Source organism: Streptomyces sp. NPDC058955 (genome assembly GCF_042741435.1).
Lineage (GTDB): Bacteria > Actinomycetota > Actinomycetes > Streptomycetales > Streptomycetaceae > Streptomyces.
Map to the genome: position 1 here is coordinate 1 of NZ_JBHYKM010000035.1, position 23130 is coordinate 23130.

At 70.3% G+C, this 23130-nt stretch carries 19 protein-coding genes; 6 read left to right on the forward strand and 13 right to left on the reverse strand.

The window, feature by feature from the left end; all coding sequences use genetic code 11:
* Window positions 1–92: 92 nt before the first annotated feature.
* From prcA to arc, 6 genes are all read right to left on the reverse strand, one after another.
* Entirely contained in the window at window positions 93–845 is a 753-nt protein-coding gene (gene prcA, locus ACFW1I_RS16110; protein ID WP_030494393.1) for a proteasome subunit alpha, read from the reverse strand.
* Window positions 846–891: 46 nt separating this feature from the next.
* Complete coding sequence (gene prcB, locus ACFW1I_RS16115; RefSeq protein WP_319008716.1) at window positions 892–1731, reverse strand: proteasome subunit beta; 840 nt, start codon at window positions 1729–1731, stop codon at window positions 892–894.
* Entirely contained in the window at window positions 1683–2141 is a 459-nt protein-coding gene (locus ACFW1I_RS16120; protein ID WP_384670177.1) for an endonuclease VII domain-containing protein, read from the reverse strand. Before ACFW1I_RS16120 ends, prcB begins: the two co-directional genes overlap by 49 nt.
* 177 nt (window positions 2142–2318) lie before the next feature.
* Window positions 2319–2531 (reverse strand): ubiquitin-like protein Pup, encoded by a 213-nt coding sequence (locus tag ACFW1I_RS16125; protein WP_030494396.1) that lies wholly within the window; start codon window positions 2529–2531, stop codon window positions 2319–2321.
* Window positions 2532–2698: 167 nt separating this feature from the next.
* Window positions 2699–4210: a depupylase/deamidase Dop gene (gene dop / locus ACFW1I_RS16130; protein WP_384670179.1), complete on the reverse strand. Its 1512-nt coding sequence runs from the start codon at window positions 4208–4210 to the stop codon at window positions 2699–2701.
* A gap of 181 nt (window positions 4211–4391) precedes the next feature.
* Entirely contained in the window at window positions 4392–6158 is a 1767-nt protein-coding gene (gene arc / locus ACFW1I_RS16135; protein WP_384670180.1) for a proteasome ATPase, read from the reverse strand.
* 241 nt (window positions 6159–6399) lie between these two features.
* Between arc and ACFW1I_RS16140 the strand changes: the two genes are divergently transcribed.
* On the forward strand, window positions 6400–6711 hold the full coding sequence (locus ACFW1I_RS16140; protein WP_384670181.1) for a ferredoxin: 312 nt from the start codon (window positions 6400–6402) through the stop codon (window positions 6709–6711).
* A gap of 3 nt (window positions 6712–6714) precedes the next feature.
* On the opposite strand, the gene ACFW1I_RS16145 is transcribed toward ACFW1I_RS16140, so the two are convergent.
* The 3 genes from ACFW1I_RS16145 to ACFW1I_RS16155 all read right to left on the reverse strand — a co-directional run bounded on the left by ACFW1I_RS16145 (window position 6715) and on the right by ACFW1I_RS16155 (window position 9523).
* Window positions 6715–7305, reverse strand: a complete 591-nt coding sequence (locus ACFW1I_RS16145; protein WP_384670183.1) for a hypothetical protein — start codon at window positions 7303–7305, stop codon at window positions 6715–6717.
* A 178-nt stretch (window positions 7306–7483) separates the two neighbouring features.
* The gene (locus ACFW1I_RS16150) at window positions 7484–8371 is read right to left on the reverse strand and encodes a tRNA (adenine-N1)-methyltransferase (protein ID WP_031013975.1); all 888 of its coding nucleotides are present in this window, start codon (window positions 8369–8371) and stop codon (window positions 7484–7486) included.
* A gap of 18 nt (window positions 8372–8389) precedes the next feature.
* Window positions 8390–9523: a site-2 protease family protein gene (locus tag ACFW1I_RS16155; RefSeq protein ID WP_384670258.1), complete on the reverse strand. Its 1134-nt coding sequence runs from the start codon at window positions 9521–9523 to the stop codon at window positions 8390–8392.
* Window positions 9524–9701: 178 nt separating this feature from the next.
* On the opposite strand from ACFW1I_RS16155, the gene ACFW1I_RS16160 reads away from it, so the two are divergent.
* Window positions 9702–10604, forward strand: a complete 903-nt coding sequence (locus tag ACFW1I_RS16160; RefSeq protein ID WP_384670185.1) for a RecB family exonuclease — start codon at window positions 9702–9704, stop codon at window positions 10602–10604.
* A gap of 10 nt (window positions 10605–10614) precedes the next feature.
* Complete coding sequence (locus ACFW1I_RS16165; protein ID WP_384670186.1) at window positions 10615–11292, forward strand: response regulator; 678 nt, start codon at window positions 10615–10617, stop codon at window positions 11290–11292.
* A 71-nt stretch (window positions 11293–11363) separates the two neighbouring features.
* Here ACFW1I_RS16165 and ACFW1I_RS16170 read toward each other — a convergent pair whose 3' ends face one another.
* The 4 genes from ACFW1I_RS16170 to metH all read right to left on the reverse strand — a co-directional run bounded on the left by ACFW1I_RS16170 (window position 11364) and on the right by metH (window position 19479).
* Window positions 11364–12938 carry an ABC transporter substrate-binding protein gene (locus ACFW1I_RS16170; protein WP_384670188.1) on the reverse strand — a complete coding sequence of 525 codons (1575 nt, stop codon included), beginning with the start codon at window positions 12936–12938 and terminating at the stop codon, window positions 11364–11366.
* A 67-nt stretch (window positions 12939–13005) separates the two neighbouring features.
* Entirely contained in the window at window positions 13006–14598 is a 1593-nt protein-coding gene (locus ACFW1I_RS16175) for an ABC transporter substrate-binding protein (protein WP_384670190.1), read from the reverse strand.
* A gap of 509 nt (window positions 14599–15107) precedes the next feature.
* The gene (locus tag ACFW1I_RS16180; RefSeq protein ID WP_384670192.1) at window positions 15108–15812 is read right to left on the reverse strand and encodes an HAD family hydrolase; all 705 of its coding nucleotides are present in this window, start codon (window positions 15810–15812) and stop codon (window positions 15108–15110) included.
* A gap of 151 nt (window positions 15813–15963) precedes the next feature.
* Window positions 15964–19479, reverse strand: a complete 3516-nt coding sequence (gene metH, locus ACFW1I_RS16185; protein WP_384670194.1) for a methionine synthase — start codon at window positions 19477–19479, stop codon at window positions 15964–15966.
* A 256-nt stretch (window positions 19480–19735) separates the two neighbouring features.
* Here metH and ACFW1I_RS16190 point away from each other — a divergent pair, with 256 nt between their 5' ends.
* The 3 genes from ACFW1I_RS16190 to glpK all read left to right on the forward strand — a co-directional run bounded on the left by ACFW1I_RS16190 (window position 19736) and on the right by glpK (window position 23124).
* The gene (locus ACFW1I_RS16190) at window positions 19736–20500 is read left to right on the forward strand and encodes an IclR family transcriptional regulator (RefSeq protein WP_384670196.1); all 765 of its coding nucleotides are present in this window, start codon (window positions 19736–19738) and stop codon (window positions 20498–20500) included.
* A 276-nt stretch (window positions 20501–20776) separates the two neighbouring features.
* Window positions 20777–21535, forward strand: a complete 759-nt coding sequence (locus ACFW1I_RS16195; RefSeq protein WP_384670197.1) for an MIP/aquaporin family protein — start codon at window positions 20777–20779, stop codon at window positions 21533–21535.
* Between the two features lie 62 nt (window positions 21536–21597).
* Window positions 21598–23124, forward strand: a complete 1527-nt coding sequence (gene glpK, locus ACFW1I_RS16200) for a glycerol kinase GlpK (RefSeq protein ID WP_384670260.1) — start codon at window positions 21598–21600, stop codon at window positions 23122–23124.
* Window positions 23125–23130 lie beyond the last annotated feature (6 nt).

Below are 23130 nucleotides of genomic sequence, written 5' to 3' on the forward strand. Positions count from 1 at the left end.
CCCCGGGGCCCGCCCCCGGGGCGTGCCCCCGGGGGGGGGGGGGGGGGGGCCGGCGCCGGCGGCCGCGCCCCCCCCCCCGGCGTCGGGCGGGTCTACTCCTCGGGCTGCTCGTCCGAGGGGTCGTCCGTCTTCGTCACGGCGGCGTCGTCCGCCTCCAGGAGCCGGGAGAGCTGACGCCCGACGATCCGCTTGAACTTCCGCTGCTGCGGACGCGTCCGGTCCAGGACCGCCACCTCCAGGCGCTCCGCGGGGATCTCCCGCTCGGTGCCGTTGGTGTCCCGGGAGAGCGCCTGCACGGCCAGCTTCAGGGCCTCCGCGAGGGACATCCCGTCCCGGTGGCGCTGGTCCAGGAAGGAGCTGATCTGCTCCGCGTTGCCGCCCACCGCGACCGAGCCGTGCTCGTCCACGATGGAGCCGTCGTGCGGCAGCCGGTAGATCTGGTCGCCGGCCGGCTCGGTGCCGACCTCGGCGACGACCAGCTCCACCTCGTACGGCTTCTCGCCGGCGCTGGAGAAGATGGTGCCCAGCGTCTGCGCGTAGACGTTGGCCAGGCCGCGCGCGGTGACGTCGTCCCGGTCGTAGGTGTAGCCGCGCAGGTCGGCGTAGCGGACGCCGCCGATGCGCAGGTTCTCGTACTCGTTGTACTTGCCGGCCGCGGCGAAGCCGATCCGGTCGTAGATCTCGCTGAACTTGTGCAGGGCACGGGACGGGTTCTCGCCGACGAAGACGATGCCGTCGGCGTACTGGAGGACCACGAGGCTGCGGCCGCGCGCGATGCCCTTGCGGGCGTACTCCGCGCGGTCGGCCATGGCCTGCTGGGGTGAGACGTAGAACGGTGTCGACACCGGCGCTCGTCCCTTTCTTCTGGGCTGTGAGGGGGCGACGTACGGATCAGAGCAGGGCGGCGCGCGGTCCGTCCGGCTGCTCCAGACGCCGCTCGGTGACCGAACGGGCGAGTTCGGAGGACTCCGCCTCGGAGAGCCTGCGGAAGCCCTCGTCGGTGATGACGGTGACGATCGGGAAGATCCGGCGGGCCAGGTCCGGGCCACCGGTCGCCGAGTCGTCGTCCGCCGCGTCGTACAGCGCCTGCACGACCAGGGTGGTCGCCTGCTGCTCGGTGAGGTCCTCGCGGTACAGCTTCTTCATGGAGCCGCGGGCGAAGATCGAACCCGAGCCGGTGGCGGCGTACCCGTGCTCCTCGGAGCGGCCGCCGGTCACGTCGTACGAGAAGATCCGGCCCTTCTCCCGGCCCTCGTCCCAGCCGGCGAAGAGCGGCACGACGGCGAGGCCCTGCATGGCCATGCCGAGGTTGCTGCGGATCATGGTGGAGAGGCGGTTCGCCTTGCCCTCCAGGGAGAGCGTGGCGCCCTCCACCTTCTCGAAGTGCTCCAGCTCCAGCTGGAAGAGCTTGACCATCTCGACGGCGAGGCCGGCGGTGCCGGCGATGCCGACGGCCGAGTACTCGTCCGCCGGGAACACCTTCTCGATGTCCCGCTGCGCGATCATGTTGCCCATCGTGGCCCGCCGGTCACCCGCGAGCACGACGCCCCCCGGGAACGTCGCGGCCACGATGGTGGTGCCGTGCGGAGCCTCGACGATCCCCTCCGGCAGCTTCCGGTTCCCCGGCAGCAGCTCCGGCGAGTGGTCGGCGAGGAAGTCGATGAAGGACGAAGAGCCCGGCGTCAGGAAGGCAGCCGGTAGACGCCCTGTGCTACGAGTGTTGGGTTCCACAGGTTTCCTTCCACGTATGCGGCCGCGCGCCTGATGACGTCCGGCCGATCCTTGAACTGCCCCAGCGCCGCCTTGCAACTGAAGCACAGCACGCCTCGGACCTTACCCGTCCGATGATCGTGATCCACATGTTCCGCCGGACCCTCCTGGCAGATCACGCAGACACCGCCTTGAGCGGCGATCATCTGGTCGCGTTCGGCTTCGGTGATGCCGTACTGACGCTTCAGATGCCCGGCTCTCCCCTGCGCCTTCTTGCATGTCTTGCAACAAGTGGCGAGGCCGTCCGACGCGGTGGCGTTGCGGTGCCAGTCGTCGTGCGGCTTGATCTCACCGCACTGCCGACAGAGCTTGTGACCCAGCGGCACATCCGCCTTGCTTCGGACGACCTTGCCCTTGGCTGCCTGACTCATCCGGTAGCGCTCGGCCCCATGGACAGAAACGCATTCCCGGCACCTCGGCTGTAGTCCGTCCCCGCGATTGGAGTCCCGCGCGAATCCGGTGAGCGGCACGTCCCGACGACAGCCACGGCAGAACTTGACAGCCTCCGACATCTCCCCGCCCCTGCGACTTCACCTTCGATTCGAAGGTTACTGGCCGCCTTTTTGCACGAAGCTTCGAACGAAGTCCTCCGCGTTCTCCTCGAGGACGTCGTCGATCTCGTCGAGGACCGAGTCGACGTCGTCGCTCAGCTTCTCCTGGCGTTCCTTGAGGTCGGAGCTCGCCTCCGTGGTGGTCTCCTCGACCTCTTCCGTGGAACGCGTCGCCTTCTGCTGTCCGCCGCCGGTGTCCTTGGTCGCCATTTCCTCACCCCGCTCGAATCGGATCGCTCGGACCGGTGCTGTCGGGCCCTTCAAGATCAGACCCTACAAGCCGGGACCGACATCGGCCCCCGCGTTTCCCCGACGTCCGGGCACTGCTTTCATGATTCCCAGGGGCCGGCCTTTTCAGCCCCTGTTCAGGTCTCGAATCAGTTGCCGGAGAGAACCCTGACGAGTTCCTCCGCTGTGCGGCAGCGGTCCAGGAGCGCCGCCACGTGGGCCTTGGTGCCGCGCAGCGGCTCCAGGGTCGGGACGCGCTGGAGCGAGTCGCGGCCCGGCAGGTCGAAGATCACCGAGTCCCAGGAGGCCGCGGCGACGTCGTCGGCGTACTGCTCCAGGCAGCGACCCCGGAAGTAGGCCCGGGTGTCCTCCGGAGGCGCCGTCTCCGCCCGCTCCACCTCGGCCTCGTCCAGCAGCCGCTTCATGCGCCCGCGGGCCGCCAGACGGTTGTACAGGCCCTTCTCGGGGCGTACGTCCGCGTACTGGAGGTCCACCAGGTGCAGCCGGGCCGCGTCCCAGTCCAGGCCGTCCCGGCGCCGGTAGCCCTCCATGAGATCCCGCTTGGCGATCCAGTCCAGCTCGCCGGCGAGGCTCATCGGGTCGTTCTCCAGCCGGTTGAGGGTGTCCTCCCAACGCGACAGGACGTCCTTGGTCTGCTCGTCGGCGTCCGAGCCGTAGCGCTCGTCCACGTACTTCCTGGCCAGCTCGCAGTACTCCATCTGGAGCTGGACGGCGGTGAGTGTCCGGCCGCTGCGCAGCGTGACGAGGTACTGGAGCGTGGGGTCGTGGGAGACGTGGTGGAGGGTGCGGACGGGCTGGTCGACGGCGAGGTCCACGGTGATGAAGCCGTCCTCGATCATGGAGAGGACGAGGGCCGTGGTGCCCAGCTTGAGGTAGGTGGAGATCTCGGAGAGGTTGGCGTCCCCGATGATCACGTGCAGCCGGCGGTACTTCTCCGCGTCGGCGTGCGGTTCGTCGCGGGTGTTGATGATGGGCCGCTTGAGGGTGGTCTCCAGGCCGACCTCGACCTCGAAGTAGTCGGCGCGCTGGCTGATCTGGAAGCCGTTCTCGCGCCCGTCCTGGCCGATGCCGACCCGGCCGGCGCCGGTGACGACCTGGCGGGAGACGAAGAAGGGCGTGAGGTGGCGCACGATGTCCGAGAAGGGGGTCTCCCGCTTCATCAGGTAGTTCTCGTGCGTGCCGTAGGAGGCGCCCTTGTTGTCGGTGTTGTTCTTGTAGAGGTGGATGGGCTGGGCGCCGGGGAGCTGGGCGGCGCGCTCGGCGGCCTCGGCCATGATGCGCTCGCCGGCCTTGTCCCAGAGGACGGCGTCGCGCGGGTTGGTGACCTCGGGGGCGCTGTACTCGGGGTGGGCGTGGTCCACGTAGAGCCGGGCGCCGTTGGTGAGGATCACGTTGGCGAGGCCGATGTCCTCGTCGGTGAGCTGGCTGGAGTCGGCGGCCTCGCGGGCGAGGTCGAAGCCGCGGGCGTCCCGCAGCGGGTTCTCCTCCTCGAAGTCCCAGCGGGCGCGGCGCGCCCGGTGCATCGCCGCGGCGTAGGCGTTGACGATCTGGGACGAGGTGAGCATGGCATTGGCGTTCGGGTGTCCGGGGACGGAGATCCCGTACTCCGTCTCGATGCCCATTACTCGCCGTACGGTCATGCGGCCCTCCTTGCCCGGCGGCGCTCAGTGCGCTACTCGGCGATACCGAAGAGCCTAGAGCGGCTCCGCGCTGGTGGGGAGATCACTTGCGGTATTTCCCGGATGTGGCCGGGAGTTTTCCGGTGCGAATGCGACGGCTGCGGATGCCCGGTTTCCGGACATCCGCAGCCGGTGTGCGCTTTTACAGGTACTGACCGGTGTTGGCCACCGTGTCGATGGAGCGTCCGGTGTCCGCGCCCTGCTTTCCGGTGACGAGGGTGCGGATGAAGACGATCCGCTCGCCCTTCTTTCCGGAGATGCGGGCCCAGTCGTCCGGGTTGGTGGTGTTGGGCAGGTCCTCGTTCTCCTTGAACTCGTCCACGCACGCCTGGAGGAGGTGGGAAACGCGGATGCCCTTCTGGTTGTGGTCGAGGAATGCCTTGATGGCCATCTTCTTGGCCCGGTCGACGATGTTCTGGATCATCGCGCCGGAGTTGAAGTCCTTGAAGTAGAGGACTTCCTTGTCACCGTTGGCGTACGTGACTTCGAGGAAGCGGTTCTCCTCGGATTCCGCGTACATCTGCTCGACGACGGACTGGATCATGCCGTGCGCGGCGGCGGCCTTCGAGCCGCTGTGCTCGGCGACGTCGTCCGTGTGGAGCGGAAGGTTGGCGGTGAGGTACTTCGCGAAGATGTCCTTCGCGGCCTCGGCGTCCGGACGCTCGATCTTGATCTTCACGTCGAGCCGGCCGGGGCGGAGGATCGCGGGGTCGATCATGTCCTCGCGGTTGGAGGCGCCGATCACGATCACGTTCTCCAGGCCCTCGACGCCGTCGATCTCGGCGAGCAGCTGGGGGACGATGGTGTTCTCCACGTCCGAGCTGACGCCGGATCCGCGGGTGCGGAAGAGCGACTCCATCTCGTCGAAGAAGACGATGACGGGGGTGCCCTCGCTCGCCTTCTCGCGGGCCCGCTGGAAGACCAGGCGGATGTGCCGCTCGGTCTCGCCGACGTACTTGTTGAGGAGTTCGGGGCCCTTGATGTTGAGGAAGTAGGACTTCCCCGCGGGCTGGCCGGTGACCTCGGCGACCTTCTTGGCCAGGGAGTTGGCGACGGCCTTGGCGATGAGCGTCTTGCCGCAGCCGGGCGGCCCGTAGAGCAGGATGCCCTTGGGCGGCCGCAGTTCGTGCTCCTTGAACAGGTCGGGGTAGAGGTACGGGAGCTCGACCGCGTCGCGGATCAGCTCGATCTGGTTGCCCAGGCCGCCGATCTTGTCGTAGTCGACGTCCGGGACCTCTTCGAGGACGAGTTCCTCGACCTCGCTCTTGGGGACGACCTCGTAGACGTAGCCGGACCGGGAGTCGAAGAGCAGGGCGTCGCCGGCGCGGATGGTGACGTCCAGCAGAGGCTCGGCGAGCCTCACCACCCGCTCCTCGTCGGTGTGCCCGACCACCAGGGCGCGCTCGCCGTCCTCGAGGATCTCCTTGAGGGTGACGATGTCCCCGGCGCGCTCGAACTCCATGGCCTCGACCACGTTGAGCGCCTCGTTGAGCATGACTTCCTGGCCGCGCCGGAGCTCTTCGAGCTCGACGCTGGGGCTCACGTTCACCCGGAGCTTGCGGCCCCCGGTGACGATGTCGCATGTGCCGTCCTCGTTCGCCTGCAGGAAGACACCGAAGCCGGCCGGCGGCTGTGCGAGCCGGTCGACCTCCTCCTTGAGGGCCACGATCTGGTCGCGTGCCTCACGGAGCGTGTTCGCCAGCCTTTCGTTCTGCGCGGACACGCCGGCCAGGTTCGTCTGCAGCTCGACGATCCGCTCTTCGAGAATCCTCGTGTGTCGCGGAGAGTCGGCGAGCTTGCGGCGCAGGACGGCGATTTCCTGCTCGAGATAGGCAACCTGGCCGGCAGGGTCTTCAGACCCCCGCCCCGGCCGGATGCCGCGGTTGATGTCGTCGTCGTGGGCTGCCACGGTCCTCACCTCCTCCAAGGGGAGCTGGACGCATCCTGACCCTACCTGCGTGGGTGATGATTGAAACCCCTAGATCAAAAAGACTCCGGGGTGTGTCCGATCTTCACCCTTGCGCTTCCCCTCTCGCCAGGGGAATACCCACCCTTCACGCTCTGAAAGCGGGCAGTTGTATCGTCGTGAGGGGTCAACACCCGCGGGTCGCGGCCTCAATTGTCCGCGCGGAGCAGAAACGGCAGAAGAGATGAGCGTGCAGCACGAGGCGCCGGCCGAAGGGGCCGAGGAGGCCCTGGAGGTCTGGATCGACCAGGACCTGTGCACCGGGGACGGGATCTGCGCGCAGTACGCACCCGAGGTGTTCGAGCTGGACATCGACGGGCTCGCGTATGTGAAGAGCGCGGACGACGAGCTGCTCCAGGACGCGGGGGCGACGACGCCGGTGCCGCTGCCGCTGCTGCAGGACGTGGTGGACTCGGCGAAGGAGTGCCCGGGCGACTGCATCCACGTGCGGCGGGTCCGGGACCGCGTCGAGGTGTACGGCCCCGACGCGGAGTGACGGTCAGGCGCCCTGCGCCCGGGTGCCGGCGGAGCGGACGAAGGCCCCGCCGGTCCATTCCCAGGTGACCTGCTCCTTCTCGTCGGGGCAGCAGCTGGGGACGTCGGGGGACGAGTAGCCGAGCAGGGTGGCGCGGACGGCGCCGTCGCGGATCGTGAGGCCGGTGACGCTGCGCTGCTCGCGCGGGTCGACGAGGGTGGCCACCACGCGCGCGGGGTCCTGGTCGCCGCGGCCGCGGGTGAGGACGTACAGGCCGGCGGGCGGGGTTCCGGATCCGGCTTCGCAGTGTACGACCGCAATGGTCTCGGGGTTCTTGTCGCCGTCCAGGTCGCCGGTGGCGCGCTGGGCGATCCGGTGGTCCGCTCCCCCGCACTCGATCGGGTAGGCGGCGGTGTCGGCGTCGGGCGCGGCCGCCGGGCCGGGTGCCGCGGGGGCGGGTGCGGCGGCGGCGGGTCCGGCCTCGGCGGCGGGGGGGCTCAGGGCGCCGGCGAGGGCGACGACCGCGGCGGTCGCGGTGGCGGTGGCCAGCCAGTGCAGCGGCCGGGCGTGGGTGTGTGCGAGGTCCACGGTGTCCGGGGCGGCGGAGGGCTGCACGCGAGACGTCTCCTGTGAGGGTCGTGCCGAGGGGTTGCGGGCATCGTGCCACACGTCACAGGGCGGCGGAACAGCCGGGGGTGTCGCACAGGGGTGCCGAACGCGGCGACGCCGCCGCCCGGTTCCCCGCGGTGCGGGGTGGTGGGGCGGCGGCGTCGGCCTGGGTGCTGTCGGAGTGTCAGCCCTTGTTGGGGCCGTCGTAGTCCTCGCCGTAGGCGCCCTTGGCGGGGCGGCGGCGGCGCATCGGGGGCTCGACGCCGTCCGCGAGGCGGCGGGCGGTGACGAGGAAGCCGGTGTGGCCGATCATGCGGTGATCGGGGCGGACGGCCAGGCCCTCGACGTGCCAGTTGCGGATCATGGACTCCCACGGCTGCGGCTCGGCGTAGCAGCCGATCTCGCGGATGGACTCCACGGTGCGGGCGAGCTGGGTGGTGGTGGCCACGTAGCAACAGAGGATGCCGCCGGGGACGAGCGACTTGGAGACGGCCTCCAGGCACTCCCAGGGGGCGAGCATGTCGAGGATGACCCGGTCGACGTCGGTGTCGGTCAGGTTGTCCTGGAGGTCGCCGACGGTCAGCTGCCAGGCCGGGTGGGGGCCGCCGAAGTAGCGCTCGACGTTGCCCTTCGCGATCTCGGCGAAGTCCTCGCGGCGCTCGTAGGAGTGCAGCATGCCGCTGTCGCCGATGGCGCGGAGCAGGAAGCTGCTGAGCGAGCCGGAGCCGACGCCGGCCTCCACGACGCGCGCGCCGGGGAAGATGTCGGCGAAGGCGAGGATCTGTCCCGCGTCCTTCGGGTAGACCACGGCGGCGCCGCGGGGCATGGACAGGACGTAGTCGGGGAGCAGGGGGCGCAGCGCGAGGTAGGCCACGTTTCCGGTGGTGCGGACAACGCTGCCCTCGGGAGCGCCGATCAGCTCGTCGTGCGGGAAGGAACCCTTGTGGGTGTGGAAGTTCTTTCCCTCTTCGAGCGTGAACGTGTAGTGGCGGCCCTTGGGGTCGGTCAGCTGAACCTGGTCCCCGACCTTGAAGGGCCCGCGTCGGCGGGCGGCACCGGTCGGTTCGGACATGGGAACAGAGTACCGGTGTTACTGGGACGGTCGTGCCATGGCCTTCACGAAGGCGCGCTCGACGTCGGTGGTGGAGAGGACGCCGTAGATCTCGCCGGTCTCCTCCATGACGAGGTATTCGGTGGCGGGGGTGGCGCGGAGGTGGTCGAGGAGGGGCTGGCCGGTGAGTTCGGCGGGGACGCGCATGCCGTCGGTGAGGTCCTGGGCGAGGGTGGTGACGGCGACCCAGGGGCGGCGGTGCTGGGGGACGGCGGCGATGGCGGCCTCGCGGACGATGCCGGTGGGGCTGCCGGTGCCGTCGACGACGACGAGGGCGCGGGCGCCGGCCTCGTTGGCGCGGCGGAGGGCCTCGGAGAGGGGGGTGTCGGGTTCGACGGGGATGGCGCGGCGGGTGAGGGCGCGGGCGCGGAGGTCGGGGAGGTGTTCGCGGAGGCGGGCCATGCGGAGGCTGTTGCCGGCGCCGGTCCAGATGATGGCGGCCAGGATGGCGGCGAGGAGGGCGTCGGTGACGGTGGTGAAGCCGTCGATGTCGGCGGTGGAGTTGCCGAGCCAGCCGGTGCGGGTGAGGAGGGGGAGGCCGATGAGGACGGTGATGGCGAGGGCGCGGCCGACCCAGGCGGCGGCGACGGTGCCGGTCATCGGCTTGCCGGTGATCTTCCAGACGACCGCGCGGAGCATCCGGCCGCCGTCGAGGGGGAGGCCGGGGAGGAGGTTGAAGATCGCGACGATGAGGTTGGAGATCATCAGGCCGGCGAGGAGGACCCCGGGGACGGTGCCGGGCTCGACGGCGTGCATGGCGGCGTAGAAGACGCCGGCGAGAACGAGGGAGAGGAGCGGGCCGACGAAGGCGAGGACGAACTCGCGGCCGGGGGTCTCGGACTCCTTCTCGATCTCGGAGACGCCGCCGAAGAACTGGAGCTGGATGCGCCGGACCGGGAGCTTGAAGCGGAGGGCGGCGATGGTGTGCGCGAGTTCGTGGACGAGGACGGAGGCGTAGAAGGCGACGGCGAAGAAGAGGGAGACGAGGTAGCGGGCGGCGCCGAGGTCGGGCAGGACGCGTTCGATCTGGTCGCCGAAGACCCAGGTGATGAGGGCGGCGACGAGGAACCAGCTGGGTGCGACGTAGACGGGCACGCCGAAGGGCCGGCCCATCAGGATCCCGCCGCCGGGTTCCTCGGTCCGCTGCGGCTTGGGCTCGTCCTGGTTCACGGGTTCCTCTCGTCGCCGGGGGTGACCGCGCCGCTGCGTCACGGGTCGATCATGCAGCGCGACGGGTCATACGTCGATGGTAGGCGGCTCGGTGTCGGTGGCGGGCCGTAGGGTCTGTGTCATGAGTACGAGCGAGCGGCTCCCGGAGGGGCCCCGGGCGCCCATGTCGCTGTCGCCCTCGCGGGCGAGCGACTTCATGCAGTGTCCCCTGTTGTACCGGTTCCGGGTGATCGACCGGCTGCCGGAGAAGCCGAGCGCGGCGGCGACGCGGGGGACGCTGGTGCACGCGGTGCTGGAGCGGCTCTTCGACGATCCGGCGGTGGAGCGGACGGTGCCGCGGGCGAAGGGGATGATCCCGGGCCAGTGGGACCGGCTGCTCGCGTCGCGGCCGGAGCTGGGCGAGCTGTTCGCGGACGATCCGGCGGGCGAGCGGTTCGGGCAGTGGCTGGCGGAGGCCGAGGCGCTGGTGGAGCGGTGGTTCACGCTGGAGGATCCGGCGCGGCTGGAGCCGGCCGAGCGCGAGCTGTTCGTGGAGACGGAGCTGGAGTCGGGGCTGCGGCTGCGCGGGGTGATCGACCGGGTGGACGTGGCGCCGACGGGCGAGGTGCGGATCGTCGACTACAAGACGGGGAAGGCGCCGCGGCCGGAGTACAGCGAGGGCGCGCTGTTCCAGATGACGTTCTACGCCCTGGTGGTGTGGCGGCTGAAGGGCGTGATCCCGCGTCGGCTGCAGCTGGTCTATCTGGGCAGCGGGGACGTGCTGACGTACGACCCGGTGGAGGCGGATCTGCGGCGGGTGGAGCGGAAGCTGCACGCGCTGTGGGACGCGATCCGGACGGCGACGGAGACGGGCGACTGGCGGCCGCGGCCGACGAAGCTGTGCGGCTGGTGCGATCACCGGGCGGTGTGTCCGGAGTTCGGGGGGACTCCCCCGGTGTATCCGCTGGAGATCGTTTCCGCGCGCCCGGCGGAGGCGGGCCAGGCGGGGCAGGGCAGAATGGGCGGCGACCGGCCCGCCTCGTGAAGGAGCCCCTGTGACGATTCGCGTCCTCCTGGTCGACGACCAGCCGCTGCTGCGCACCGGCTTCCGGATGATTCTGGAGGCGGAGCAGGACATCACGGTGGTGGGCGAGGCCGGTGACGGTCTGCAGGCGCTGGACCAGGTGCGGGCGCTTCAGCCGGACGTGGTGCTGATGGACATCCGGATGCCGCGGATGGACGGGGTGGAGGCGACCCGGCAGATCACCGGGCCGGGCCGCGACGGGCCGGCGAAGGTGCTGGTGCTGACCACGTTCGATCTGGACGAGTACGTGGTGGAGGCGCTGCGGGCGGGGGCGAGCGGCTTCCTGCTGAAGGACGCGCCGGCGAACGAGCTGGTGCAGGCGATCCGGGTGGTGGCGGCGGGCGAGGCGATGCTGGCCCCGTCGATCACGCGGCGGCTGCTCGACAAGTACTCGGCGCATCTGCCGACGGGCGAGGAGCAGGTGCCGGACACGCTGGGCACGCTGACCGACCGTGAGGTGGAGGTGCTGAAGCTGGTGGCCCGTGGGTTGTCGAACGCGGAGATCGCGGCGGATCTGTTCGTCAGCGAGACGACGGTGAAGACGCACGTGGGGCATGTGCTGACGAAGCTGGGCCTGCGCGACCGGGTGCAGGCGGCGGTGTACGCGTACGAGAGCGGTCTGGTGCGGCCGGGGGCCAACGGCCAGTAGGCGCACGTACGGGGAAGGGCCCGGCGCGCGGGGTGCGCGTCGGGCCCTTCCCCGTACCCGGGGGACGGGGGTCAGCTGGTGCGGAGCTCCCAGAAGCGGAAGACGGTCGAGGCGTCGAGGGTCCATTCGAGGCCGGTGACGCCGTCGCGGGTGACGGCGTACTGCTTGCCCTGCCAGAGCGGGAGGAGGGGCAGTTCCTCGGCGACCAGGTCCTGGAGGTCGCCGTACTCCTTGTCGGTGGCGGAGCGGTCGGCGGTGGCGGCGGTCTTCGGCAGCAGGGTGCCGGTGATCTTCTTGTTCTCGTAGTGGTTGGAGAGGACGTTGCCCTCGCCGAAGAAGGGGGCGGTGAAGTTGTCGGCGTCGGGGTAGTCGGGGACCCAGCCCTTGACGTAGACGCCGTACTTGCCGGCGGCGATGTCCTTCTCGTACTGGTCGAAGGCGACGGACTTCACGTCGGCGTCGAACAGGCCGCTGGCGTTGAGCTGGGCGGCGATGGCCTTGAGCTCGGCGTCGGTGGAGGGGCCGTAGCGGCTGGGGGTGGACCAGAGGGTCAGGGTGACCTTGTCCGTGATGCCGGCGGCGCGGAGGGCCTTCTTGGCCTTGGCCGGGTCGGGGGCGCCGTAGGTGTCGAAGAAGGCGGTGTTGTGGCCGTTGATGCCGGCCGGGACGATCGAGTAGAGCGGTGTGGCGGTCGACTTGTAGACGTCCTCGACGAGGGCGTCGCGGTCGACGAGGTGGGCTATCGCCTTGCGGACGGCGAGCTTGCCGGCGACCGGGTCCTTCATGTTGAAGACGAGGTGCTGGACCTCGGCGCTGCTGCCCTGGACGACCTGGACGCCGCGGTCCTCGGTGGAGGACTCCAGGGCGGAGATGTCGGCGGCGGACAGTCCGCGGTAGGCGACGTCGAGGTCGCCGTCGGCGAAGGCCTTGGCGAGGGCGGAGCGGTCGCCCCGGTAGAGCTTGAGGGCGACGCGGTCGTTGCGGCGCTCCGCGGTGCCCTGGTAGCCGGTGTTGGCGGAGAAGACGGCCTCGGTGTCGCTGAGGGAGTCCAGCTTGTACGGGCCGGAGCCGACGGCCTTGCCGTCGGTGCGGAGCGCGTCGGCGGGGTACTCGCGGTGGTCGACGATGGAGCCGGCGCCGGAGGCGATCTTGCTGGGGAAGGTGGCGTCCGGGACCTTGAGGCGGAAGACGACGGTCCGCTCGTCGGGGGTCTCGATGGTGTCGATGGTGGTGAGCAGCGGCGCCGGGCCGGAGGGGTCGGCGATCTTCAGGGCGCGCTCGAAGGAGAACTTGACGTCCTCGGAGGTGAGCGGGTTGCCGTTGGAGAACTTCAGGCCGGGGCGGAGGGTGCAGGTGTAGACGGTGCTGCCGTCGCCGAAGCCGCACTTCTCGGCGGCTTCGGGCTCGGGCAGGGCGCCGCCCTTGGGGAAGGCGAGGAGGGACTGGAAGACGTTGTTGAACAGCAGCCAGGAGCCGGGGTCGTAGCCGGCGGCGGGGTCGGTCGCCAGGATCTCGTCGGACATGCCGACCCGGACGGCGTCGGCCGAGCCGGAGCCCGTTCCCTGCTCGGTGCCGCAGCCGCCGAGGAGGGCGGCGGAGAGGCCCGCGGCGAGCGGGGCGGTCAGCCACTTGTGGTGCGTCTTCACAGAACTTGCCTCGTGATCTCTTGCCAGGCCGGCCGCGCGTGGCTGCGCGGCCGGTACAACGAAGGGGTCAGGCGGTGGTGCCGCGGCTCAGCTCCCACAGCAGCAGGTCGGAGGAGGTGTTGAGGGCGTACTCGACACCGGTGATGTCGTCCCGGGCGGCGACGTACTGCTTGCCCTGCCAGAGCGGCAGGACGGGCACGTCCTGGGCGACGATCTTCTGGATCTGCTGGTAGACGGGGTTGGCGGCGGTGCGGTCGGCCTCGCGGCGGGAGCGCGGGATGAGCTGGTCGCGGACCTTCTTGTTGACGTACGGGGTGCCGAGGAAGTTGTCGCTGTCGAGGAAGGGCGCGACGTAGTTGTCCGGGTCCGGGTAGTCGGGGAACCAGCCGAGGCCGTAGACGGCGTAGTCGCCGCGGCGCTGGGCGGGGCGGAACTCGGACCAGGCGGTGCCCTTCACGGTGACGTCGAAGAGTTCGCTCGCGATGAGCTGGTTCTTCAGGGTCGCGAACTCCTGGGCGGTCTCGGCGCCGTAGTGGTCGGTGGTGTAGTGGAGGGTGAGCTTGACCGGGGTCTGCACGCCGGCCTCGCGGAGGATGGCGCGGGCGCGGTCGGGGTCGCCCTCGCCGTACTCCTCGTAGAAGGGGGTGGCGTGGCCGGCGATGCTGGAGGGGATCAGCGAGTAGAGCGGCTCGGCGGTGGGGCCGTAGACCCGGTTGACGAGGGCGCCGCGGTCGACGACGGCGGCCATGGCCTGGCGGACGGCCTTCTCCTCGACGGCGGGGGCCTTGGTGTTGAAGCCGAGGTAGCGGATCTCCAGGCCCGGGACCTCGGAGACGCGGATGCCCTCGCTGGGGCTCTCGGTGAGGTCGCGGATCTGCTCCTGGGAGAGGGAGCGGGCCATCATGTCGATGTCCTTGCTCTCCAGGGCCTTGCCCATGGTGCCGGCGTCGGCGTAGGCGCGGAGTTCGACCTTCTCGTTGCGGGGCGTGATGTCGCCCTTGTAGCGGGGGTTGCGGGAGAAGACGAAGCGGGTGGCCTGGTCGCCGTCCAGCTCGGTGGTGAGGGTGTACGGGCCGGAGCCGTCCACCTGGAAGCCCTCGCGGAGCGCGTCGGCGGCGTACTTGTCCTTGCTGAGGATGCCGGCGACGGGGGTGGAGAGCTTGTACGGGAAGGTGGCGTCGGGGGCGTTGAGGTGGAAGACGATCTCGCGGTCGCCCTTGGTCTCGACGGTGTCGACGGTCGACAGGAGGGCGGCGGCGCCGTTGTCGGACTTGATCTTCCGGACCCGGTCGATGGAGTACTTGACGTCCTCGGCGGTGACGGGGGTGCCGTCGGCGAAGGTGAGGCCGGACCGCAGGACGCAGCGGTAGCTCTCGCTGGCCTTGTCGGAGAAGCCGCAGCTCTCGGCGGCCTCGGGGACGGGCTGGCCGCCGCCGCGGGGGACGTGGACGAGGGTCTGGACGGTCTGGCGGAGGATGTTCCAGGCGCCGGTGTCGTAGGCGTAGGCCGGGTCGAGGGGGGCGGGTGCCTCCTCGGTGGCGACGAACTGGTCGGTGGTTCCGACGACGATGGCTCTGCTGTCCTCTCCCGTGCCGCAGGCGGCGAGCAGCGGGGCGAGCAGTCCGGCCACGGCCGGCAGCACCAAGGTCTTGCGGTTCATCAAGGGACGTTCTCCTCAGCCGGCCTGGGGTACAGCGGTCATGACGACACTCCGCCGCCGGCCGCCCGGTCGGGGCGGGAGCGATCGGGCCGGGAAGTTGCGATCGGTCCTGTGTTCTCGGCGACTGGGGTATGCGCCGGCGCACGCGGTGATTGCGGCGAAGTACTCGCGAAAGATTAGTGGGCGGCGCCGCTATTGCCGGACGGGGCGGCCGGTGGGGAGTAATCGAAGGGTGATCATGAATGCGGCCGCTTCGATAGTCATGCGGTGCGCGAGGTGGACGGTCCCGAGCGAATCGGGACACAAGGGGGCGGCGGACGTTCGCATTCCGGGCAGGGAACGCGGTCAGGCCACCCTTCGGCGAGCACGCTGGGTGACCAAGGTCACGCGGCGGAAATGCGAGGGGTGGCCTGAACGTATTGCGCGGGACGCGGAGGGTGGCGGGCGGGAGAACGCCACGGAAGGCGCCCTGGACGAATACCCGCGGTAATGCCGGGAGAAAGCTCAGATTACGCTCGGATTCCGGTGACGAGGGTGCGCAGGAACGGCACGTCGACCTCTTCGAGCGAGCGGACCACGACCCGGCCGGGCAGGGCGGGGATCGGCGCGACGGAGGGCACGGCGACGACCCGGCAGCCGGCCGCCTCGGCGGCGGCGACGCCGGTCGCGGTGTCCTCGATGACGGCGCACAGGGCGGGGTCGGCGCCGACGCCGCGGGCGGCGGTCAGATAGGGCTCCGGGTGCGGCTTGGTGCGGGCGACCTCGTCGCCGGCGACCGTGAGGTCGAAGCGGTCGCGGCCGACGGACTCCAGGACGCGGTCGATGATCCGCCGGTGGGAGGCGGACACGAGGGCGGTGGGGATGGCGTGCCGGGCCAGCTCGGCCAGCAGCCGCTCGGCGCCCGGCATGAGGGGCACACCGCGCTCGATGCGCTGCTCGAACTTCTCGTTGAGCAGCACGGTCAGCTCTTCGAGGGTGATGTCGGCGCCGGTCGACTCGATCAGATAGCCCGCGCTGCGGGTCATCGGCCCGCCGACCACGATGTCCCGCCACGCCTCGTCGAGGCGGTGTCCGAGGTCGGCGAAGACCTCGACCTCGGCGTCCCACCAGAAGCCCTCGGTGTCGACGAGGGTCCCGTCCATGTCGAGGAAGACCGCCTGCAGGGCGGAGCTTCCGTTGGCGTGGATCAGGGACGCGGGGACCGTACTGGTCATCCGGCACACCTCCATGGAGGGACGGAAAGGCCGGCCCCCACTCCCGGTACGGGGAGGAGGGACCGGCCTGCACTGGACCGACCAGTGTACGTCCCGATCACCATCGGCGCGCATATTTGCGGTCCGGCGTCAGCGCGCCGTCACCCGGCGGTCACCGGGCGTTGAAGTACTTCGCCTCCGGGTGGTGGAGGACGATCGCGTCGGTGGACTGCTCGGGGTGGAGCTGGAACTCCTCGGAGAGGTGGACGCCGATCCGCTCCGGCCGGAGCAGTTCGGCGATCTTGGCGCGGTCCTCCAGGTCGGGGCAGGCGCCGTAGCCGAGGGAGAAGCGGGCGCCCCGGTACTTGAGGTCGAACATGTCCTCGACCCTGGCCGGGTCCTCGCCGCCGAAGCCCAGCTCGGCGCGCACGCGCGCGTGCCAGTACTCGGCGAGGGCCTCGGCCAGCTGGACGGAGAGGCCGTGCAGCTCCAGGTAGTCGCGGTAGGAGTCGGCGGCGAAGAGTTCGGCGGTGGCCTCGCCGATCCGCGAGCCGACGGTGACGACCTGGAGGCCGACGACGTCGGTCTCGCCGGACTCCTCCGGGCGGAAGAAGTCGGCGAGGCAGAGGCGGCGGCCGCGGCGCTGGCGGGGGAAGGTGAAGCGGGTCCGCTCGTTGCCGGCCTCGTCGAGGATGATCAGGTCGTCGCCCTTGGAGACGCACGGGAAGTAGCCGTGGACGACGGCCGCCTCCAGCAGGTTCTCGGTGTGCAGCCGCTCCAGCCAGCCGCGCAGCCGCGGCCGGCCCTCGGTCTCCACCAGCTCCTCGTACGTCGGTCCGTCGCCGGCCCGGTTCTGCTTGAGGCCCCACTGGCCCTTGAAGAGGGCGCCCTCGTCGAGCCAGGAGGCGTAGTCCTTGAGCGGGATGCCCTTGACCACGCGGGTGCCCCAGAACGGCGGGGTGGGGACGGGGTTGTCGGTGGCGACGTCGGAGCGGCCGCCGGGCTCGGGCTCGTCGACCTGGAGGGCGGCGGCGCCCTTGGCGACCCGGCGCTGCTTCAGCTCGGGGAGCGCGGCTCCGGGGACGCCGCGCTTGACGGCGACGAGCGCGTCCATGAGCCGCAGGCCCTCGAAGGCGTCGCGGGCGTAGCGGACCTCGCCCTGGTAGATCTCGTGGAGGTCCTGCTCGACGTAGGCCCTGGTCAGGGCGGCGCCGCCGAGGATGACCGGGTACTTGGCGGCGAGGTCGCGCTGGTTCAGCTCCTCCAGGTTCTCCTTCATGATCACGGTGGACTTCACCAGGAGGCCAGACATGCCGATGACGTCGGCGTTGTGCTCCTCGGCGGCTTCCAGGATCGCGGAGACGGGCTGCTTGATGCCGATGTTGACGACGTTGTAGCCGTTGTTGGAGAGGATGATGTCGACGAGGTTCTTGCCGATGTCGTGGACGTCGCCGCGGACGGTGGCGAGCACGATGGTGCCCTTGCCGTCGGCGTCGGACTTCTCCATGTGCGGTTCCAGGTGCGCGACCGCGGTCTTCATGACCTCGGCGGACTGGAGCACGAACGGCAGCTGCATCTGGCCGGAGCCGAAGAGCTCGCCGACGACCTTCATGCCGTCGAGGAGGGTGTCGTTGACGATGTCGAGGGCCGGGGTGGTGGTCAGGGCCTCGTCGAGGTCGGCCTCCAGGCCGTTCTTCTCGCCGTCGATGATCCGGCGCTTGAGGCGCTCCTCCAGCGGCAGCGCGGCCAGCTCCTCGGCCTTGCCGGCCTTGAGGGACTTGGTGGTGGCGCCCTCGAAGAGCTCCATCAGCTTCTGCAGCGGGTCGTAGCCCTCGGCGCGCCGGTCGTAGATCAGGTCGAGGGCGGTGGTGACCTGCTCCTCGTCGAAGCGGGCGATGGGGAGGATCTTGGAGGCGTGGACGATGGCGGAGTCCAGGCCGGCCTTCACGCACTCGTCGAGGAAGACCGAGTTGAGCAGGATGCGGGCGGCCGGGTTGAGGCCGAAGGAGATGTTCGACAGGCCCAGCGTGGTCTGCACGTCCGGGTGGCGGCGCTTGAGCTCGCGGATCGCCTCGATCGTCGCGATGCCGTCCTTGCGGGACTCCTCCTGACCGGTGCAGATGGTGAAGGTCAGGGTGTCGATGAGGATGTCGGACTCGTGGATGCCCCAGGTGCCGGTGAGGTCGTCGATGATCCGCTCGGCGATCTCGACCTTCTTCTCGACGGTCCGGGCCTGGCCCTCCTCGTCGATGGTGAGGGCGATGAGCGCGGCGCCGTGCTCCTGGGCGAGCCGGGTGACCTTGGCGAAGCGGGACTCCGGGCCGTCGCCGTCCTCGTAGTTGACGGAGTTGATGACCGCGCGGCCGCCCAGCTTCTCCAGGCCGGCCCGGATCACCTCGACCTCGGTGGAGTCGAGGACGATCGGGAGGGTGGAGGCGGTCGCGAAGCGTCCGGCCAGCTCCTCCATGTCGGCGACGCCGTCCCGGCCCACGTAGTCCACGCACAGGTCGAGCATGTGCGCGCCCTCGCGGATCTGGTCCCGCGCCATCTCCACGCAGTCGTCCCACCGGCCGTCCAGCATGGCCTCGCGGAACTTCTTCGACCCGTTCGCGTTCGTCCGCTCGCCGATCGCCAGGTACGAGGTGTCCTGCCGGAACGGGACGGTCTGGTAGAGGGAGGCGGCGCCGGGCTCGGGGCGCGGGTCGCGGGGGGTGGGCGTGAGGTCGCGGACGCGCTCGACGACCTGGCGCAGGTGTTCGGGGGTCGTGCCGCAGCAGCCGCCGACGAGGGAGAGGCCGTAGTCGCGGACGAAGCCCTCCTGGGCGTCGGCGAGCTCGGCCGGGGAGAGGGGGTAGTGGGCGCCGTCGGAGGTGAGGACGGGCAGGCCGGCGTTGGGCATCACGGAGAGCGGGATGCGGGAGTGGCGGGCCAGGTAGCGCAGGTGCTCGCTCATCTCGGCCGGGCCGGTGGCGCAGTTCAGGCCGATCATGTCGATGCCGAGCGGCTCCAGGGCCGTCAGGGCGGCGCCGATCTCGGAGCCGAGGAGCATGGTGCCGGTGGTCTCGACGGTGACGGAGACGATCAGCGGCACGTCGGCGCCGAGCGCTTCGAGGGCGCGGCGGGCGCCGATGACGGACGCCTTGGTCTGGAGGAGGTCCTGGGTGGTCTCGACGATCAGCGCGTCGGAGCCGCCGACGAGCAGGCCCTCGGCGTTCTGCTGGTAGGCGTCGCGCAGCACGGTGTACGGGGCGTGGCCGAGGGTCGGCAGCTTGGTGCCGGGGCCGATGGAGCCGAGGACCCAGCGCTGGCGGCCGTCGGCGGCGGTGAACTCGTCGGCGACCTCGCGGGCGACGCGGGCGCCCGCCTCGGACAGCTCGTGGACGCGGTGGGAGATGTCGTACTCCCCCAGGGCCGCGTGGTTGGCGCCGAAGGTGTTGGTCTCGACGCAGTCGACGCCGGCGGCGAAGTACTCGCGGTGGACGGAGGCGACGATGTCGGGCCGGGTGAGGCTGAGGATCTCGTTGCAGCCTTCGAGGTTCTGGAAGTCCTCGAGGGTGGGCTCCTGGGCCTGGAGCATGGTGCCCATGGCTCCGTCGGCGACGACGACGCGGCTGGCGAGTGCCTCGCGGAGGGCGGCGGCGCGGCTCCGGCTGTCTGCGGAGACGGAAGGGGTGGGCAACGAGGCCATGAAGGGGCTCCCTGGGCTGCGACGGCTGTCGGCTTTGCACCCTGGGCACAGGGTGCACGGGGTCAGCGTAACCGTGGTTCGACCGGGGCGGACACGGCGTCCCACGTGGCGGACGGCATCCTGTGTGCGAGGACTCCCGGTACGGCCCCTTCTTCGAGGACACTGTCAAGTGCGAGGCAAGGTCGGCATGGACCGATAGTGTTCAGCATTGTCGAACGTCGATATGTGTGCGTGCGTGAGGGAGAAGGGCCGGGCGATGGCGAAGAACATCCAGTCGCTTGAACGGGCGGCGGCCATGCTGCGACTGCTCGCGGGCGGCGAGCGCCGGCTCGGACTGTCCGACATCGCGTCCTCGCTCGGGCTGGCCAAGGGCACCGCCCACGGCATCCTGCGCACCCTCCAGGCGGAGGGCTTCGTGGAGCAGGACGCCCCCTCGGGCCGGTACCAGCTGGGGGCCGAGCTGCTGCGCCTGGGGAACAGCTATCTGGACGTGCACGAGCTGCGGGCGCGGGCGCTGGTGTGGACGGACGACCTGGCGCGGTCCAGCGGGGAGAGCGTGCACCTGGGGGTGCTGCACCAGTCGGGCGTGCTGATCGTGCACCACGTCTTCCGGCCGGACGACAGCCGCCAGGTCCTTGAGGTGGGGGCGATGCAGCCGCTGCACTCCACGGCGCTGGGCAAGGTGCTGTCGGCGTACGACCCGGTGGCGCACAGCCAGGCGGTGGAGGTCGGCCGGGAGCCGTTCACGCCGCGTACGGTCACGGACCTGGCGGAGTTCGAGTCGCTGCTCGACATGACGCGGGCGCGCGGCTGGGCGGCGGACGTGGAGGAGACCTGGGAGGGCGTGGCCTCGGTGGCGGCGCCCATCCACGACCGGCGCCGGATGCCGGTGGGCGCGGTGGCGGTGACCGGGGCGGTGGAGCGGGTCTGCCCGGCCGGGGAGCTGCGTCCGGAGCTGGTGGCGGCGGTGCGGGACTGCGCCCGGGCGGTCTCCCGGGACCTGGGGGCGGGCCGCTTCTGAGCCCGCGCCGCGGCGGCCGGTGAACCGGTCCGCACGGAGAGCGAACCCGTCGGTAACGATCGCGTTATCGGCGGGTTTTTCGTTTCCCAGACCCTTGACGCGTTGTTAACCCCGGGGCAAAACTTCCGTTCATCGGTCGGCATTGTCGAACACCTACCGGCAATACGCGTTAGAGTGTGGCAGTGCCAAGGGCCGTGGACGCCCTCACACGAGGGCGCGGACCACCGGGCGGACCGGGGTCCGCCATCCCCTGGACGAAGGACAAAGGAGTCGCGGGTGTCCAGCTCCGACATCTTCCTCGGCGAGACCATCGGTACCGCCGTTCTCATTCTTCTCGGCGGCGGCGTGTGCGCCGCCGTGACGCTCAAGAGCTCCAAGGCGCGCGGCGCGGGCTGGCTCGCGATCACCTTCGGGTGGGGCTTCGCGGTCATGACCGCCGTCTACATGACCGCTTCCCTCTCCGGAGCCCATCTGAACCCCGCCGTCACGGTCGGCATCGCCGTCAAGAGCGGCGAGTGGGGCGACGTGCCCGTCTACGTCGCCGGCCAGATGCTCGGCGCGATGATCGGCGCCGCCCTGGTCTGGGTCGCCTACTACGGCCAGTTCCTGGCCCACCTCACCGACCCGGAGACGGTCGGCGAGAAGCCCGTCGAGGGCCCCGGCCCCGTGCTCGGCGTCTTCTCCACCGGCCCGGAGATCCGGAACACCTGGCAGAACCTCGCCACCGAGATCATCGGCACCGTCGTGCTCGTCCTCGCCGTGCTCACCCAGGGCCTCAACGACAGCGGCAAGGGCCTCGGCGTCCTCGGCGCCCTGATCACCGCCTTCGTCGTGGTCTCGATCGGCCTCTCGCTCGGCGGCCCGACCGGGTACGCCATCAACCCGGCGCGCGACCTCGGCCCCCGCATCGTGCACGCCCTGCTCCCGCTGCCGAACAAGGGCGGCTCCGACTGGAGCTACGCGTGGATCCCGGTCGTCGGCCCGCTGATCGGTGGAGCCCTCGCAGCGGGTATCTACAAGCTCGCGTTCGCCTGATCCGTACGAGAACAGCCACAGAGCCCCGAGCCGTCCTTCCCAGACTTCCCATGGAGCACACCGTGACCGACGCCCACACCGCCGGCCCGTTCATCGCCGCCATCGACCAGGGCACCACCTCGTCCCGCTGCATCGTCTTCGACAAGGACGGCCGGATCGTCTCGGTCGACCAGAAGGAGCACGAGCAGATCTTCCCGAAGCCGGGCTGGGTCGAGCACGACGCCACCGAGATCTGGACCAACGTCCAGGAGGTCGTCGCCGGCGCCATCGTCAAGGCCGGCATCACCGCCGCCGACGTCAAGGCCATCGGCATCACCAACCAGCGCGAGACCACGCTGATGTGGGACAGGAACACCGGCGAGCCCGTCCACAACGCGCTCGTCTGGCAGGACACCCGCACCGACGCCCTCTGCAAGGAGCTCGGCCGCAACGTCGGCCAGGACCGCTTCCGCCGCGAGACCGGCCTCCCGCTCGCCTCCTACTTCTCCGGCCCGAAGGTCCGCTGGCTGCTCGACAACGTCGAGGGCCTGCGCGAGCGCGCCGAGCGCGGCGACATCCTCTTCGGCACCATGGACTCCTGGGTCATCTGGAACCTCACCGGCGGCACCCAGGGCGGCGTCCACGTCACCGACGTCACCAACGCCTCCCGCACCCTCCTGATGAACCTCCACGAGATGGCCTGGGACGAGCGCATCCTCCAGTCCATCGACATCCCGGCCGCGGTCCTCCCCGAGATCCGCTCCTCCGCCGAGGTGTACGGCACGGTCAAGGGCGGCATCCTCGACGGCGTCCCGGTCGCCTCCGCGCTCGGCGACCAGCAGGCCGCCCTGTTCGGCCAGACCTGTTTCGCCGAGGGCGAGGCCAAGTCCACGTACGGCACCGGCACCTTCATGCTGATGAACACCGGTGACAAGATCATCAACTCCTACAGCGGCCTGCTGACCACGGTCGGCTACCAGATCGGCGACGCCAAGCCGGTCTACGCCCTGGAGGGCTCCATCGCCGTCACCGGCTCGCTCGTCCAGTGGATGCGCGACCAGATGGGCCTGATCAAGTCCGCCGCCGAGATCGAGACCCTGGCCTCCTCCGTCGAGGACAACGGCGGCGCCTACTTCGTGCCCGCGTTCTCCGGCCTCTTCGCCCCGTACTGGCGCTCCGACGCCCGCGGTGTGATCGCCGGCCTCACCCGGTACGTCACCAAGGCGCACATCGCCCGTGCCGTCCTGGAGGCCACCGCCTGGCAGACCCGCGAGATCACCGACGCCATGACCAAGGACTCCGGCGTCGAGCTGACCGCGCTCAAGGTCGACGGCGGCATGACCTCCAACAACCTGCTGATGCAGACCCTCTCGGACTTCCTGGACGCCCCCGTGGTGCGCCCCATGGTCGCCGAGACCACCTGCCTCGGTGCCGCCTACGCCGCCGGCCTCGCCGTCGGCTTCTGGCCCGACACCGACGCGCTGCGCGCCAACTGGCGCCGTGCCGCGGAGTGGACCCCGCGCATGGACGCCGACAAGCGCGACAGCGAGTACAAGAACTGGCTCAAGGCCGTGGAGCGCTCCATGGGCTGGCTCGAAGAAGAGAAGTGACGAGGA